This is a genomic window from Rossellomorea sp. H136 (genome assembly GCF_056838065.1).
This window is the reverse complement of sequence record NZ_CM166371.1, coordinates 2805779-2821716: the sequence shown is the minus strand read 5'-3', so window position 1 is coordinate 2821716 and position 15938 is coordinate 2805779. Positions and strand designations below refer to the sequence as shown.

At 38.2% G+C, this 15938-nt stretch carries 20 protein-coding genes; 11 read left to right on the top strand and 9 right to left on the bottom strand.

The features are described from left to right. Positions 1-62: 62 nt before the first annotated feature. Genes ACYH0O_RS14260 through ACYH0O_RS14250 form a run of 3 tightly spaced genes read left to right on the top strand, consistent with a single transcriptional unit; the run spans position 63 to position 1306 of the window. On the top strand, positions 63-428 hold the full coding sequence (locus ACYH0O_RS14260; protein WP_482629244.1) for an aminoacyl-tRNA hydrolase: 366 nt from the start codon (positions 63-65) through the stop codon (positions 426-428). 22 nt (positions 429-450) lie between these two features. Further along, on the top strand, positions 451-795 hold the full coding sequence (locus ACYH0O_RS14255; protein ID WP_482629243.1) for a VOC family protein: 345 nt from the start codon (positions 451-453) through the stop codon (positions 793-795). 49 nt (positions 796-844) lie between these two features. Then, positions 845-1306: an NUDIX hydrolase gene (locus tag ACYH0O_RS14250; RefSeq protein ID WP_149156760.1), complete on the top strand. Its 462-nt coding sequence runs from the start codon at positions 845-847 to the stop codon at positions 1304-1306. A 167-nt stretch (positions 1307-1473) separates the two neighbouring features. Here ACYH0O_RS14250 and ACYH0O_RS14245 read toward each other — a convergent pair whose 3' ends face one another. Beyond that, entirely contained in the window at positions 1474-1665 is a 192-nt protein-coding gene (locus tag ACYH0O_RS14245) for a hypothetical protein (RefSeq protein WP_149156759.1), read from the bottom strand. Positions 1666-2276: 611 nt separating this feature from the next. Next, positions 2277-2471: a hypothetical protein gene (locus ACYH0O_RS14240; RefSeq protein ID WP_482629242.1), complete on the bottom strand. Its 195-nt coding sequence runs from the start codon at positions 2469-2471 to the stop codon at positions 2277-2279. Between the two features lie 138 nt (positions 2472-2609). Between ACYH0O_RS14240 and ACYH0O_RS14235 the strand changes: the two genes are divergently transcribed. Together ACYH0O_RS14235 and ACYH0O_RS14230 are read left to right on the top strand one after the other, a co-directional pair. Continuing rightward, the gene (locus tag ACYH0O_RS14235; protein ID WP_482629241.1) at positions 2610-3095 is read left to right on the top strand and encodes a hypothetical protein; all 486 of its coding nucleotides are present in this window, start codon (positions 2610-2612) and stop codon (positions 3093-3095) included. Continuing rightward, positions 3079-3567 (top strand): hypothetical protein, encoded by a 489-nt coding sequence (locus tag ACYH0O_RS14230; protein ID WP_482629240.1) that lies wholly within the window; start codon positions 3079-3081, stop codon positions 3565-3567. Before ACYH0O_RS14235 ends, ACYH0O_RS14230 begins: the two co-directional genes overlap by 17 nt. Before the next feature lie 59 nt (positions 3568-3626). On the opposite strand, the gene ACYH0O_RS14225 is transcribed toward ACYH0O_RS14230, so the two are convergent. Continuing rightward, entirely contained in the window at positions 3627-4478 is an 852-nt protein-coding gene (locus ACYH0O_RS14225; protein WP_482629239.1) for an STAS domain-containing protein, read from the bottom strand. Between the two features lie 165 nt (positions 4479-4643). On the opposite strand from ACYH0O_RS14225, the gene ACYH0O_RS14220 reads away from it, so the two are divergent. Next, positions 4644-5228, top strand: a complete 585-nt coding sequence (locus ACYH0O_RS14220) for a histidine phosphatase family protein (protein ID WP_149156999.1) — start codon at positions 4644-4646, stop codon at positions 5226-5228. 85 nt (positions 5229-5313) lie between these two features. Beyond that, positions 5314-5703, top strand: a complete 390-nt coding sequence (locus ACYH0O_RS14215) for a thiol-disulfide oxidoreductase DCC family protein (RefSeq protein WP_482629238.1) — start codon at positions 5314-5316, stop codon at positions 5701-5703. 37 nt (positions 5704-5740) lie between these two features. Here the strand turns inward: ACYH0O_RS14215 and ACYH0O_RS14210 are convergent, their stop codons facing one another. From ACYH0O_RS14210 to ACYH0O_RS14200, 3 genes are all read right to left on the bottom strand, one after another. After that, on the bottom strand, positions 5741-6148 hold the full coding sequence (locus ACYH0O_RS14210) for a secondary thiamine-phosphate synthase enzyme YjbQ (protein ID WP_149156753.1): 408 nt from the start codon (positions 6146-6148) through the stop codon (positions 5741-5743). Between the two features lie 230 nt (positions 6149-6378). Next, positions 6379-6672: a hypothetical protein gene (locus tag ACYH0O_RS14205; RefSeq protein WP_482629237.1), complete on the bottom strand. Its 294-nt coding sequence runs from the start codon at positions 6670-6672 to the stop codon at positions 6379-6381. An 83-nt stretch (positions 6673-6755) separates the two neighbouring features. Then, positions 6756-7481 (bottom strand): LamB/YcsF family protein, encoded by a 726-nt coding sequence (locus ACYH0O_RS14200; protein ID WP_482629236.1) that lies wholly within the window; start codon positions 7479-7481, stop codon positions 6756-6758. Positions 7482-7668: 187 nt separating this feature from the next. On the opposite strand from ACYH0O_RS14200, the gene ACYH0O_RS14195 reads away from it, so the two are divergent. Beyond that, a complete protein-coding gene (locus ACYH0O_RS14195; RefSeq protein ID WP_426892056.1) occupies positions 7669-7911 on the top strand; it encodes a hypothetical protein in 243 nt (80 codons plus the stop codon). Positions 7912-7964: 53 nt separating this feature from the next. Here ACYH0O_RS14195 and ACYH0O_RS14190 read toward each other — a convergent pair whose 3' ends face one another. Both ACYH0O_RS14190 and ACYH0O_RS14185 read right to left on the bottom strand, forming a co-directional pair. Beyond that, a complete protein-coding gene (locus tag ACYH0O_RS14190; RefSeq protein WP_426892057.1) occupies positions 7965-8141 on the bottom strand; it encodes a hypothetical protein in 177 nt (58 codons plus the stop codon). A gap of 189 nt (positions 8142-8330) precedes the next feature. Next, entirely contained in the window at positions 8331-9551 is a 1221-nt protein-coding gene (locus ACYH0O_RS14185; RefSeq protein ID WP_482629235.1) for an MFS transporter, read from the bottom strand. Positions 9552-9908: 357 nt separating this feature from the next. Here ACYH0O_RS14185 and ACYH0O_RS14180 point away from each other — a divergent pair, with 357 nt between their 5' ends. After that, positions 9909-10589 (top strand): response regulator transcription factor, encoded by a 681-nt coding sequence (locus tag ACYH0O_RS14180; RefSeq protein ID WP_482629234.1) that lies wholly within the window; start codon positions 9909-9911, stop codon positions 10587-10589. Next, the gene (locus tag ACYH0O_RS14175) at positions 10586-11995 is read left to right on the top strand and encodes a HAMP domain-containing sensor histidine kinase (RefSeq protein ID WP_482629233.1); all 1410 of its coding nucleotides are present in this window, start codon (positions 10586-10588) and stop codon (positions 11993-11995) included. Before ACYH0O_RS14180 ends, ACYH0O_RS14175 begins: the two co-directional genes overlap by 4 nt. Before the next feature lie 24 nt (positions 11996-12019). On the opposite strand, the gene ACYH0O_RS14170 is transcribed toward ACYH0O_RS14175, so the two are convergent. Then, on the bottom strand, positions 12020-12532 hold the full coding sequence (locus ACYH0O_RS14170) for an Hsp20/alpha crystallin family protein (protein WP_482629232.1): 513 nt from the start codon (positions 12530-12532) through the stop codon (positions 12020-12022). Between the two features lie 540 nt (positions 12533-13072). Here ACYH0O_RS14170 and ACYH0O_RS14165 point away from each other — a divergent pair. Next, a complete protein-coding gene (locus ACYH0O_RS14165) occupies positions 13073-15919 on the top strand; it encodes a 2-oxoglutarate dehydrogenase E1 component (RefSeq protein WP_482629231.1) in 2847 nt (948 codons plus the stop codon). Positions 15920-15938 lie beyond the last annotated feature (19 nt).

The window sequence follows — 15938 nt, the reverse complement described above, 5'->3', positions numbered from 1 at the left end:
GTACTTTCCCTGCGCATGGTAAAATAACAGGTATTAAATGATAAAAAGGGCTGATTAGACGAATGAATAAGCGTGATCTCGTTCAATATTTTATTGTAAATATGGAACTGAATATGTCAAAGGGGAAAACGGCAGCGCAAGTGGCACATGCTGCTACTCTTAGCACGCTGACGATGATGTCATCTGATTCACCTTTTCAAAATCGACAAGCAGACTTTGTAGAATGGGTGCAAACAGGAATGAAAAAAATTGTTCTAAAGGGAAAACCCCGTGAGCTGGAGAAATTAGAGGGTGATGGATATTTCAGTATTCATGATAGCGGGTTAACTGAAATTAAAGAGGGATCTTTAACAGTAGTGGCACTTCCGCCAATGGAAAAATTTGTAGCAAAAGAGATTGTGGGGCACTTAACACTATTAAAAAACTAGAGATGAACGAGGAGGTATTTCATTGTTTTCTAAAGTGGATACAGTCCATATGTGTGTAAAAAATTTAAAAAAGTCTACTCAATGGTATGTAGAGGTGATGGAGTTTGAGCAAGTTTTTGATTCGGGAAAGTATGTTGTGTTTCAAATAGGTCAAGGAGACTCTACTCTAACGATTCAAGAGGGAAAGGTCCGTCCCTCATCCGTCAAGCCGATTCTCTTTTCTGATGCGCTGGAAGAGACCAGGTTAAAGCTAGTGGAGATGGAAGTAAAGATTGGAGAGATAAAAGAGGATGGAGAGGTTACATTTTTTGAGTTCTGGGATATAGATGGAAATGGTTTCGAGGCTTGTCAGTATATAACGGACTAATTCGGTCTGTGTTTCATTTCGTTAGCAGATTCAGTGAGGAGATTGATTAATGGGTTACATAGAAGAATTAAGAGAAATTGTTGGAACTCGTCCACTTATTTTAGTCGGATCGGTCGTCATTATTTTGAATGAGAGAAAGGAAGTGCTTCTGCAGCAAAGGAGATTTCCGAATGGCTCATGGGGACTGCCTGGGGGATTAATGGAATTGGCAGAATCAACGGAAGATACGGCGAGAAGAGAAGTGAAGGAAGAGACGAATCTGACATTAGGTAAGTTGAATTTGTTAAACGTATATTCTGGTGCGGATCAATACATTAAAGCTGAAAATGGAGATGAGTTTTATGTAGTCACCACAGCCTACTTTACAAATGATTACAATGGAGAAATGAAAGCAGAAAACTCTGAATCCATTCAACTAAAGTTTTGTAATCTAGAAGAATTACCTGATACTATTGTGGGAAGCCACCAGTGTATGTTGAATGATTATAAACTTCTAAAAAGAAAAATATAGCACACGAGAGGGGTGGTACGGTATTAAAGGATATGTCTCCCTCGTGAAATTTAACAGGTAACTCAGCCCCTGTTTGTACACTATGAAGTTGAGTTTGATTACAAAAAAGCTGATCAGACAAGGTTCTGATCAGCTTTTTTAGTGATTTATTCTATAGAGAGAATCGTTTATTTTAAAGTATCTAGATACGCATAATATGCGGCTAGTTTTTCGTTGTTGTTTGCAGCCCGACCGTTCCCTTTTAATGATTTACCTATCGCGAAATATTCTTTATGAACAGGTAGAACGTGAACGGTAACAGCTGGACGCCCTCTATACCTATAATCCTGAGGAACGTGAAGCATGGAAAATCGTTTCATAGAAAGGCCTCCTTTAAGGAGAAAGCTATTCTACCCATTTAATATTATTTAAGTAGAATCAATAGTCGTTTAAAACTTTAACATAGTGAACCATTTGATTCAAATTTCAGACTATTGCATACAATTCATCTTTGAAAAATATTTTTAAAAGTACCCCCATGAATGGAAACCTACTTTCGTATTCTTTAGTAAGATGCAGAAGGTTTGTAGCCATACAGAGTACATACACAACTTGGGAGGTATTTAAAGTATGAACATTGATGATGTACTAGAAGATACCGTAGAACTTGGACAAGAGGATATAAATCGCCCAATATATCGCATTGATATTGATAAACTTCTAGATTTGACAAGTGATATATAAGAGACATTACTATAAATGAGAAAAGGCAAGCCTTAATCCAGGCTTGCCTTTTCTTTATGCTCGCATTCATAACAGATTGCTTATGGTTGTCGGGGCTGATCACAGCCGCCTCCGCTTTTGGTTCATCCAGCTCCGGCGGCTAGAGGCTCGAGGTCATAAGCCAGGACTACGAAAAAGGCAAAGAGCGCCTTTCCGGTAGTCCCGTCTTATGCTTGTCGCCTCTGGCCAAGCCGCCTCCGCTTTTGGGTTAGTCATGTTTTTTATGCTTGTTTAGTAGTTCTTTTAGCATATTAATGATGGTGGCGCGTTCGCTTTTGTTAAAGGTTTGAGTCCATCCTGTGATAAGTCCTTCTTCTTCAGGTGATAAGTCCCGCTGCAAACCATCGACAATGACTTCTTTTATTTCATCTCTTGCAAATTTGGGGATAGATTCATGTTTCATAAAATTACCTCCTTCATTCTCCATTTCTCTTTTCCCTTTACAAAATTAATACAAACATCCGAACTCTCTAGTCATAATTGTGGTTATGTATTGAGTCGAAAAAGGCAAGGATAGTAAGAAAAAGTTAAGGAGAAATTAATGTCTCTTCCTTTCTTCGTTTCCATATTGATCATACTGATTTATATCGTCATTTTTATGCAAAAAAAACTTTCATTCACATCAAACTCGATCCAGTTCATGGTGTTGTCGATCATTTCAACGAATTACATTACGATTTTGACCAATAAGCTAGAGTGGGTGAAGGCGTCAGAGGACGTCACTCAATTTGTCAGCTTACTGATAAACCGGGAATGTATCTTGCCTTTAGTCGGGATTGTCATGGTGAATGGTTACTTGAATTACGGAAACAGAACTCATCGATTCTTATTATTTGTAAGCTTGTTATTCTTTATCAGTGTATTGGATATTCTTCACATACACTTTAGAACGCTTGAGTATCCTCAATGGAGCCTGTTAAACACAATTATCATTAATGGAACATATTTATTGATTTGTATTTGGATAGGACAAGGGCTTTATTATTTGCAGAAAAAGGAGGAGAGAGATAGTGGACAGAATCTATGAGAGATCATTTGACTTAAACGAGTGGTTTATCATCATTAGTCTCATCTCTCTCCTTTTAATAATCTGGATCACTCCAAAAATATTTTCATTCCTCGAAGGGTTAAGTTATTATATTTATGGCATATCAATAGGAATGTTTTATGATCATACGATTAGTATTCCTCCATGGGATTTTTATGATGTCAATGACAGTTCCGCTTACCAGACAATTGACTTTATTAGTTACATCATGTATGGCCCTTATAGTTATTTCTTCGTATACATATATAAAAAGCTAAAGATAAGAGGGATTATGAACCTTGCTTATATATTGATTTGGACAGCTTTTTCTCTATTGATGGAATGGTTCACGGTCAGAATTGGTATATTCCATTTCGATAAAGGGTATGAAATGTATTGGTCGATTCCCATATATATGGCTGTTCAAAGCATTCAAATATTATTTCATCATAAAATAAATAGGAGTGACTAGTGTTTGGAAATAATCAAAAAAAACCAGAAGCCATGCTGCAAATGGCTTCTGGTTATACATTATACGGGAAGGACCACCTCATATTGATTGAATCCGATGTCTTCGAGAGCCTGTTTTAAGCTTGAGCTTGTTTTTAAATCGTCGAAGGTTATACCCAGACTCCCTAAGGTATGGGCAACTTCAGGGCGGATACCAGTTAATACCGATTGTACACCCATCATTTTTAAAGCATTTACAATTTGATAGATATTATGAGAAACCATCGTATCCATTATTGCTACACCGGATATATCAATAAATAAATAGTCTAATTGTAATTCAGAGCTTTTCTTTAATGCCGTTTCCATAACAGAACTGGCTCTATGAGTATCAATTTCCCCGATAAGAGGAAGAATTGCAATTTGGTCAGCTATCGGCACAATCGGTGCTGATAGTTCATCCATAGCGGTATGAACTAGGGCCAACTGATCTTTCTGTTGCTTAATAAATAACTCATTGAAAAGATAAGCAATTTCATCGAGCAAGTGACTTATCTTTTTGTTTGATTGCAGCACAATGGAGGCTGAAATTTGTTTGTCAATTTGTTCTTCGAAAAAATCCCAAATGGCCGTACGGAATGTGGATAGAGTTTTTAAAGATTCGTTTAGGGAGATACCTTTTTCAATGGAAATATTCCCAACTTTCTGAGTCCACTCATTTATTTTAACGAGAGAATCCTTTTGATTTTCAAATAAAGATTCTCCTAGTATTTGTATTAATTCAATTCTCCACTCTGTGATTTTCTCCATTCTCACATCTGAAAACTTAAGTTGTTCAGAGTATCGTTGTTCCTGATAGTCAATTACACCTTTAGCAATTTCAGATTTATGTGAAACGATTTCTTGACCCAGATATAATAATTCATCTCTCATTGTTTCAGCCAACTCCTATACTGCTCATTTATTTAAAACTTTCGAAATAATCTCTTTTAATGGTAATATAGTATATCATAAAATCTAGTAGAATTATACCTTTCCTAAAGCATGGATATTGTACTGACAATAGAAATAGCAATTTCAACAAAAGGAGTAAACGAAATGACTCAAATATGCTTGGTAAGACATGGTCAAACAGAATGGAATCTTTTGGGTAAATTACAAGGTCAAACAGATATACCATTAAATGAAACGGGGAAACGTCAAGCAGAAGAATGCAGAGAATTTTTAAAAAAATCAGAATGGGATGTTCTCATAACCACTTCTTTAATGAGAGCGAGAAGAACAGCGGATATTATCAATGAGTCACTTGAACTGCCAATCGTTGAAATGGATCATTTCAAGGAACGCCATTTTGGTGAGGGAGAGGGATTGTCCCGTGAAGAAAGGGAAAAGCGGTATCCTGATTTTATCTTTCCGAATATGGAATCATACGAAGAGTTGGTCGACAGAGTCCAGGTGGGGCTGGAAGAGATTCATACTCAGTTTCCCGACCGGAAGGTACTGTTGGTTGCTCACGGTGCTGTCATCAATGCAGTATTGCGTGAGTTTCATCAAGAAAAGGCAGTTCTGGAGCATGTGAAGCTATTTAACGGCTGCCTGACCAATCTCCATTTTAAAAGTGAACGATGGGCAGTTCATTCCTATAATGAAGTAGGTCACCTATCGGAGCATTCAAAAAGTTGAGAGCAAGTAATTTCCTGGAAAGAAGTTGTGAATTCTATTATAGTTAGAAGTAAATATGGGATATAAATGAAACGGTGTGATATCATTGGCAATAATATTATTTGATGGCCTATGTAATTTTTGCAATAGTAGTGTGCGATTTATTATCGAACGTGATCCTGAAGGAATCTACAAGTTTGCTTCCTTACAAAGCGATATTGGTCAACAATTATTGAAGAAGCACAACATTCCTCATACTACAGATAGCTTTGTTTTAATTGAAGAAAATAAAGCGCATGTGGAATCAACCGCTGCTTTAAAGGTGTGCTCTCATTTGACATGGCCATGGAAGCTTATCACTACAGGCATAATCATCCCTAAGCCCCTAAGAGATAGAGTATACAGATGGATTGCGAAGAATAGATACAAATGGTTTGGAAAACAAAAGTCTTGTATGCTGCCTTCGCAAAACATAAGAGAACGTTTTATAGAATAGAAAGACTCGAGAAAATGCCCTCGAGTCTTTTCATTCCTTATTCAGCGTCAATTGTTTTAACCGAAACCTTTCTTCTGGAACGTGGACCATCAAACTCACAGAGGTAGATGCCTTGCCAAGTTCCCAATAGAAGCTCTCCATTAGTGACAATGATTGTTTGAGAGTGTCCAACCGTACTTGTCTTTAAATGAGCAGCTGTGTTTCCTTCTCCATGAAGGTCGAGAGTATGTTCCCAAGGATATACCTCGTCTAATCGACGTAGAAAATCTGTTTTTACATCGGGATCCGCATTTTCATTCACCGTGATTCCGGCTGTTGTGTGTAAGGATTGGACCACAACAACACCTTCCTTCATTTTTGCATTGATGATGATGTCTTGGACATAAGTGGTGATATCAATCATCTCATCACGTTTATTAGTATCGATTGTAAGAGTTTTTATCATAGCAATGACCCTTTCTATGTATGTCATATTCCTCTACATTCCACTATATGGCTTCCTTGAAACCAGCCATACTTTTTATCTAAGGTATATTTGCATTAAACGGGAAAACGAGTGTAATATGGGGAGGGATTTTATCCTATAATGGATCATGAATTTTTCTGATATTATTATTTATTTCTGCTGATTCAAATTGAGGAAAGATATGAATGGCTTGTTTCGGTCTACTCCTCCTATTCACAGGATGCCTCCTGATTTCCTATGAATGTGGGCCCCTTACGCTCGAATGAAGCTCGGTAACACTTACCGTCTGTTGTCTTGTATAGAGCTTCATACACTTTTTCTTTATTATCAGTCGTATGAGTTTGAATGATTCCAATGATGGTTGAGTCGGGAGATACGGTTTGTAGAGATGTTTCAATGCTAGAGTGCAAAAGGAACCGCTGATAGCCATATAGAATAATAACGCAAGCAACAAGTAAGATGAACATCCAACGGAACCCTTCGAGTAGTAAAGTCTTATTCATTAGAGACTGCTCCTATCTTCTATACAATAGACAAATCCTTTACATTCTCCATGGAATAAGGGCTACGTTTAGCCCTTATATAATTAGCTTAACTTTTCATATAATCTTTTAGCAAGGTTTAAAGCAGCCGTGTTATCTCCATGAAGACAAATGGTATCCGCTTTAATTGATAATACCTCACCATCTGTTGAAACTACTTCTTGTTTCTCAACCATTCGTAAGACTTGCTTTTCGACTTCGTTTTCATCATGATGTACGGCATTTGGAAGGGAACGGGGAGTTAGTGAACCATCAGATTGATAAGTTCGATCGGCAAATACTTCATGAGCAACATGCAATCCGATTTCCTCTCCTGCTTTTGTTAGCTCACTTTGAGAAAGGCCGAACAATGTTAATCCAGGGTCAACGTCGTATACCGCTTTAGCAATCGATTCAGCCAAATCGGAATCCTTCGCAGCCATATTATAGAGGGCGCCATGAGGCTTAACATGTGACAACTTACCTCCTTGTGCCTTAATGAAGGCGAGTAGGGCGCCAATTTGATATTGTACAAGGGCATACGCTTCTTTAGGGGTTACTTGTATCATTCTTCTTCCGAAGCCTTGAAGATCAGGCAACCCGGGATGAGCACCTATTTTTAGGTTATGACTTAATGCATTTGTGACTGTTTGTTTCATTACGAGAGGATCTCCTGCATGGAATCCGCAAGCGACATTGACGGAGGAAACGAATTTCATCATTTCTTCATCTTGTCCAATTGTATATGTACCAAAACTTTCTCCTAAATCACAGTTTAAATCGATTTTCATTTTTCCATCCTTTCATCCACTAGAATGAATTGTAACATTCTGAATTCTTATTTATCATATCATAAATTTAAACTGGATGCTTTTCTGATAGAGTAGTGGAGAATTAAGGGGAAAATGATTTTCTCATCAAATTTTAATCTTGTTCTAATAGAGTTCACTTTTTCACCCGGTACAATGAATCTTGCTTATGAATAAGGATTTATCACTCCCTAAACAAAAAGAAAGTGGGGTAGCTTTCTTTTTGTTTAAATCTTTATTATGTAAGACCCATTCTAATTTCTTTCCTTTGGAGACAAAAGTTTTGCTGAAGCTTTTGTCTTCTTCTTTTTGTGTATTTTTAGATTATGGTTATAATGAAGGGGAAGAAGAGGTTAAAGGTATGTTATCTCATCAACCAATTGAAACAATGCATATTGTGTCAAAGAAGTGATTTAAGTGGAAGGCAGAGATCAACTTCTCCACCTTTTGACTATGAAGTACTACTTACTGTGAATGAGTCAGTTTCAGCTTTACTTTTTGAAACAATGATTTCATCTTTCCTTCGCTTCTTTTCGCCTTGGGGTGATGATCAATTACTTTTGTACGTAGAAAATAATTAATGACTTCTTCAGCCAGAATGAGAAGTACAAAAAGAGAAACAATCACGATTATCCAACTCATATATATTCCTCCCTTACTATCCCTATCATGTTTATGGATATATCTACCACATTATGAATTGAAATAAACATGTTGGGACCGTAAAGAACAAGCTTTCTTTATTCTACTCAGCAGATGTAGGGATGCAATTGAAAAAAACGGAGCCTGCATTCAGCTCCGTTTTTTCATCATGCATCATGGAATGAATCCTTAAGCCTTTTTAGTTGAGACAGCATGCGGGGGTGTTTCAGGAACCTTAATGAAAAGCATTCCGACCAGGCTGGCAAATAGGCTTAGAACTATGAAAATAATAAAGGTACTCAAAGGTTCAATCAACGCTACTATAGGAGGACCTAAAGCGACACCTGTAAACCTCATTGAACTGTAAATGGAGGTAATGGTTCCACGGTGTTCTTTCTCAATTCCTTCTGTTATCAATGCATCCAAACAGGGAAGGGCTGCACCCATTCCGATACCAGCAATGGAAAAAATGCTCAAGATGACCCATTTTCCTTCAGTAAAGATTATTGGGATGAAAGCCACCGAGCTCATTAAGGATCCAAATACGATGACCCACTTCATCTTGTCTTTGCTCTTTCCGATCACTTTTCCGGTTATATAGGAGGTTAGGCATAAAAAAAGAAGTGGGACTGCTAAATATAGTCCCTTCATTACTCCGTTAATTCCGTAAGACTGCTCTAAGCGGGTTGATAAATAATATAAAAATCCAAATAAAGTAAACATGGAAATAATTCCGATAATAAAGATTCCGAAAATCCATTTCTTTTCCTTCCTAAGGACGATTCCCACCTCATGAACAAATTCCTTAATACTTTGTTTCGCTACTTCTCCTTTTTTAGCCGGGACTTTTACAAAAACGACGATCAATAGAATGGATAAAAGGGAAAATACCGGAATGGAAAAGAAGGGAATAAACCAAATCCATGCGGCAAATAATGCACCAAGTATCGGACTTAGAACTTTGCCGAAAGTATTAGATGTCTCGATTATGCCCAATCCTATGGTGATTTGATCATCATCTTCATAGAGATCACCGACGGTAGGGATGACAACCGGGAAAGCACCGGCTGCTCCAATTCCTTGAACAACCCTTCCTGCAATTACAAAAATATAGGCGTTCGACCCGTATATGGAAGCAAGTCCACAAATGAGGCCTCCGATTCCTGCAATGACTAAACTGGGTATTAAAATTTTTTTCCTCCCGAAACGATCGGATAAGTAACCGGCAATCGGAATGCAGAGTATGGCTATGATGGAGTATACGGTGATGATCAAGCTTGATTGAAATCCCGTAATGTTAAGCTCCTTTTCTAATTGAGGAAGAACAGGGATCAACATCGAATTTCCGAGTGTCATAACTAAAGGAATAGAGGATAACGCAAGTAAATCTAATTTTTTCTTACTTTCCATTTCGTGCACCTCATTCTTATTTATACAACTATTATTTTCTTCAACAGGAGCAATTTCATACTATTTAATTATTTGATTATAATATCATTATGTAAACTTAAGATTTCTTTCTTCTCTAAGTGAAAACTTACCCTTCTCTCATTCAATTTTAATGAAAGTGGAGGAAAATGAGGGTAATAATAAAAGGGAGGTAAGAACCATGTGGATTCGAATAATTCCTATTTTATTTTTCAGTTTTACTGCCATTACATTAATGACGTATCAAGGTATTGAAATCTTTCAAGCGCTTAATGATTTTATTTTCAGTAAAAGTAAAATAAAATAAGACATATTAAGCATTTAGAGCAGGTGATTTATGTGAAAAGAATTTTAGTCATAGAAGATGAAAAAAATCTCTCCCGGTTCATTGAACTGGAACTTAAATATGAAGGATATGAAGTGGGTCTTGCCTATGATGGAAGAGGGGGGTTAGAGAAAAGTTTAAACGAGGATTGGGACATAATCTTATTGGATCTTATGCTGCCGAATTTAAACGGACTTGAGGTTTGCAGAAGAATCCGGCAAGTGAAAGCTATTCCGATCCTCATGATCACGGCAAGGGATAGTGTAATGGATCGTGTATCAGGATTGGACAGCGGAGCAGATGATTATATCGTAAAGCCTTTTGCTATTGAAGAACTGTTAGCGAGATTGAGGGCCGTATTTAGACGAGCCGGAAATGAAGAAACAGCTTCGACTCAAACAACTTATCATTACCGTGATATCACCGTTCAAAAGGAGTCACGGCAAGTGTTTAAGCTTGAAAATGAAATCGAGGTTACGAAAAGGGAGTATGACCTTTTACTCGCCTTATTGGAAAATAAAAATATTGTTTTGACACGTGAAGTCCTTCTCAATAAAGTGTGGGGCTATGATACCGAGGTTGAAACGAACGTAGTGGATGTTTATGTAAGATATTTGCGAAATAAAATTGATTCGCCTGACGAAGATAGCTACATCCAAACTGTACGTGGTACCGGGTATGTGATGAGGACATGAATACATTCATAAATCGTTTTAAGCCCTCTTCTCTTAAAGTGAAGTGGGCATTAGCGGCTGGTTCAGCCATTTTCCTTGCCTTTTTCTTATTTAGTTTTTTTCAATATCATGCAATCAGTAAGTGGATGGTGGATGAAGAAGAAAATAACTTTGGTCGTGTTCTGGATGAAATTACGGTGTTTTTTAAACAAAAAGGGCCAAATATACAGCTCCAGGACATTTATGAAAGCCGGGATTTGATGAAACAAATAGCTGAAAAGGACCAGACTATACGTATTTTAGATCGTCGGGGTGATCAAGTATTGGAAATACGAGGTGAAAATGAATCAGCTTTTTACGTTCCTTTTCAACCCGTTAGAGAGAAGGCAGTTACACTCATTGAATCTGAGGGAAAACAAATGCTTATTGGGAGATCTCCGATAAGATCGAGTCAATTCAACGGATATTTTGAAATTATCCAGCCTTTAAGCCGATATGAAAAGATCATGAAGAACCTGTTCTGGATGATGACCATCACCGGGGTACTCGCGCTCTTGATCAGTGCAATTATCGGCTATTTCATGGCCAGAAGCTTTGTGCGTCCATTAAATAAGCTTTCTGAAACAATGAGATCCATCGAAAGAAAAGGGTTCCACGAAAGAGTGGAGATTGTGAAGGCCCATGATGAAATCAGTGACCTATCACAAATTTTCAATAAGATGATGAGCGAAATCGAGAAATCGTTTCAGCAACAGCAACAATTTGTTGAAGATGCATCACATGAATTGAGAACGCCCATACAGGTATTAGAAGGACACCTGGCTCTTTTGAACAGGTGGGGAAAAAAAGATCCGACGATACTGGAAGAATCTTTACAGGTATCATTGGAAGAACTTGAAAGAGTGAAAAGGCTTATAGGTGAATTGCTAGAGCTTTCCAGGGCAGATTGTGAGAAATTTGATCTTCAAACCGCTCGTGCCAATCCACGAAAAGTGGTTGATAAGGTTATTAGAGACTTTAAATTTCTACATCAAGAACACACTTTTCTGTGCTTGGATGAGTTGGATTATGAAGCGATGGTGATTATTATGCCAAGGCATCTGGAACAAATTATGATCATCCTGTTAGATAATGCCGTTAAATACTCTGATAAGCATTCAAACATTGAAATAAAGCTAGTGAATCGTGAAGAAGATGTGATGATCGAGGTGAAAGACGAAGGAATCGGAATTCCAGAAGATGATCTTCCAAAGGTATTTGACCGGTTCTACCGTGTGGATAAGGCCAGAAGTCGTGAAAAAGGCGGTTATGGTTTGGGATTAGCCATTGCATCAAAGCTCATCCAAAACTACAACGGTGATATCTTAGCCTTAAGAAACGAACCCTCAGGTACAATTTTACGCATCTCTCTTAAGTATGCTCATTAAATGTATTCTACGAGAAATGACGTCTCAGTATTTATCTGAGACGTCTATTTCTGTATATTGCATGTCGATACTTTTAGGTATTTTCAGCTCTAATATGCCGTCTTTGTATTGGGCAACCGCACCTTTTTTTTTCACAAGACAAGGGAGTGTGATGACCTGTCTTTCCCCCTGCTCAGGGATGTTCTCGATAATTGCCTGATTCGAAGTATGGAAAATTTTCAATTGCTTCATCCACTCTTCACTAGGAACCTGAAACCGGATGTAAATATCCTCAAAAGATTCAAAGACATTTGCAGATATTGAATTAGATGCAGGAGAAGACTGACCCCGCTGAGATTTCTGCTCCTGTTTGCCCATCGGATTCATAAAGGATTGCGCCCCGCTCATCATGTCATTCGGATTCATCATACCGTCCCATCCGCCCGGGAACATTTTTTTCATCATACCCTGTATATAGGAATCCATTTCATTCGGATTCATCTGATTCATTTGATCTTTCATGTCTTTACTGAAAGGGAATAAACTCCATGGGAACATGTGAACCACCTCACTTTATCTATATAGGCCAACCGCCATGATTGTTATATTATATGCAACGCATGGGCGATGAGTTCATTTGCAATAGGGAAGAAATTAAACACTAAGGTTTATTTATCATTCTGAAAATCTTATAATCTATAAAAATTTGTGAAAAATAACAAAAAATATTTGGTTTTTTTTAGTAACAGTAGTAAGATGGTTTATGAAAAAAGCACCCTCATATCAGGGATACAAGAAGGTGAAAGAGAAAGCGCTTAATAAAATATTATTTCAGAATAGTCGAATATACTAAAAGGTTTTCTTGTAATTTATTATGGGAATATAAGTAATATCCATATGCATAATACGGAAAACAAAATTTTGAGAAATTTGTCATAAAGTCTTTATCTTACTACAGCACAGTGATAAAATGTCCTTGTAAGCGTTTTAATGTGTTTAAAATTACTATTCTTGCATAATGAAATAAGGCTTTGGAATTGTAAGAATACATGATACCCAAATTATACTAACTGGCAAAATAGTTGGAGGTTTTTCACAATGAAAAAGCAATCGGCAAAAGGGGAACCGTGGCAATCGTTTTACGGACCTAACCTAGGCTATGTAATGGAGGTTTATGAGCAATTCTTGGAGGATCCAACAGACGTAGATCCGGAATTGAAAGAATTATTCGAACAATGGGGCCCTCCTACAGCTGAAGACGTACAAGTAATCGCAAGTGCTCAGCATGGGGATACATCATTCACGTTGCCAGCACAACCGACTGCGTTAAGTAAAATGGTAGCTGCAGTCAAATTAGCAGATAATATTCGTACCTATGGTCATTTGGCTGCGGATATTAATCCCCTTAATGACCGAAATAAAGACACAAGAAGAATTGAACTATCGGAGTTTAATTTATCTGAAGAAGATTTAAAGCAGATTCCTGTTGATTTCTTATGCCCGAATGCACCTTCTCACATAAAGGATGGCTTGCAGGCAATCAATCATTTAAAACAGGTCTACACCAAAAAACTGGCATTTGAATATGCTCATGTTCATGAGCTTGAAGAAAAGAATTGGTTAAGAGAAAAGATTGAATCAGAATCCTATTTCACTCCTCTTTCTAAGGAAAAGAAACTGGCGTTATTAAAACGCCTTGCCGAAGTGGATGGATTTGAAAAATATATTCACCGTACATTTGTTGGTCAGAAGCGTTTTTCCATTGAAGGACTGGATTCTATGGTACCTTTACTGGACGAAATGGTTCGTTATTCAGTTGAATCAGGTGCTAAAACAGTCAATATCGGGATGGCACACCGAGGGCGCTTAAACGTGTTGGCCCATGTCATTGGTAAACCGTATGAAATGATTTTTGCTGAATTCCAACATGCCCCAAGCAAGGATCTGATTCCTTCAGAAGGATCAATTGGGATTACATATGGATGGACAGGTGATGTTAAGTATCATTTAGGTGCTGATCGCGAAATCTCTCCTCTACAGTCGTCAACAGCGAGAGCACGTGTCACTCTGGCGAATAACCCAAGTCACTTAGAGGTTGTGAGCCCGATTGTGGCTGGTTACACACGTGCTGCACAAGAAGTTCGGGAAGATAAGGGTTATCCAGGGCAATCACCGGAATCTTCCTATGCCATCATGATTCACGGAGATGCTGCCTTCCCTGGACAAGGTGTTGTAGCTGAAACATTAAATATGAGTCAATTACGTGGATATAACACTGGTGGATCCATTCACCTGATTGCGAACAATATGATCGGCTTCACGACTGAAAGCCGCGATTCCCGCTCTACGAAATATGCATCTGATACTGCCAAAGGCTTTGAAGTTCCGATTGTCCATGTCAATGCAGATGATCCTGAAGCTTGTCTTGCTGTAGCGGTGCTCGCCTATGAATATCGTAAAACCTTTGGAAAAGACTTTGTCATTGATTTGATTGGCTACCGTCGTTTTGGTCATAACGAAATGGATGAACCGATGGTGACGAATCCATTAATGTACTCAGTCATTCAAAACCATCCAAATGTTAAGAAACTATATGCTGAAAAATTAATTTCAGAAGGAATCGTCACAGAATCAGATGTAGAGAAAATGGATACCGACATCGAAGAAGAATTAAAAGGGGCTTACGATAAAGTACCGGCTAAAGACGATGATCCCGATACCGTGCTTGCTCCACCTGAGTACGTAGCAAATGGCTTACCGGAAATTAATACGAGTGTTGATTTTAATAAGCTTGAAGGTTTAAACAATGAACTGCTTCAATGGCCGGAGGGCTTTAATGTGTTCAAGAAATTGGATCGCATTTTAAAGCGACGCAGCCAGGTGTTTGAAGGTAAAGGGAAAATTGACTGGGCCCATGCTGAGACTTTGGCGTTTGCTTCAATCTTGAAGGATGGTACGCCGATTCGATTAACAGGACAGGATTCAGAGCGTGGTACATTTGCTCAACGCCACCTGGTTCTTCATGATGAAAAAACCGGTGAAGAATACATTCCTTTACACAATCTAAAGGACAGTCATGCTTCGTTTGTTGTTCTTAATAGTCCTCTTACTGAAACAGCTGTTGTTGGATATGAGTATGGGTACAATGTATTTGCACCTGAGACATTGGTTCTTTGGGAAGCTCAATTTGGTGATTTCTCCAATATGGCACAGGTAATGTTCGATCAATTTATTTCAGCTGGCCGTGCAAAATGGGGTCAAAAAACCGGTCTGGTTATGCTGTTACCGCATGGATACGAAGGTCAAGGGCCGGAACACTCAAGTGCCCGCTTAGAACGATTCCTGCAACTGGGTGGAGAATATAACTGGACGGTTGCCAACTGTTCTACAGCTGGTCAATACTTCCATATTCTTAGACGTCAGGCTGCCATTTTACAAAAAGAAGAAGTAAGACCACTTGTAATCATGACGCCGAAAAGCTTGCTGCGAAATCAATTTGCAGCTGTCACTGCTGAGGAATTAGCTCATGGAGAATTCCATTCAGTTCTGGAGCAAAAGGGTCTTGGTGAGAACCAGGCTGCTGTTGAACGGGTTGTATTGTGCAGCGGGAAAATTGCGATTGATTTAGAAGAGCACCTTCAAAATATCGATGATAAAGATTGGTTACACATTCTTAGGGTAGAAGAAATTTATCCATTCCCTAAAGGTGATATATCGGGAATACTGGAAAGATATTCAAACCTTAAAGAAATTGTATGGATTCAAGAAGAACCTAAGAATATGGGCGCGTGGACATTTGCAGAATCACGACTTCGTGCCATTGCACCTGAGGGTGTTGAAGTGCATTATGTCGGTCGTCGCAGACGTTCCAGTCCATCAGAAGGTGAACCAACAGTACACAAAAAGGAACAATCACGAATTATTAACGAAGCGTTAACTCGATAAGAAAGAGGAGGACATCACA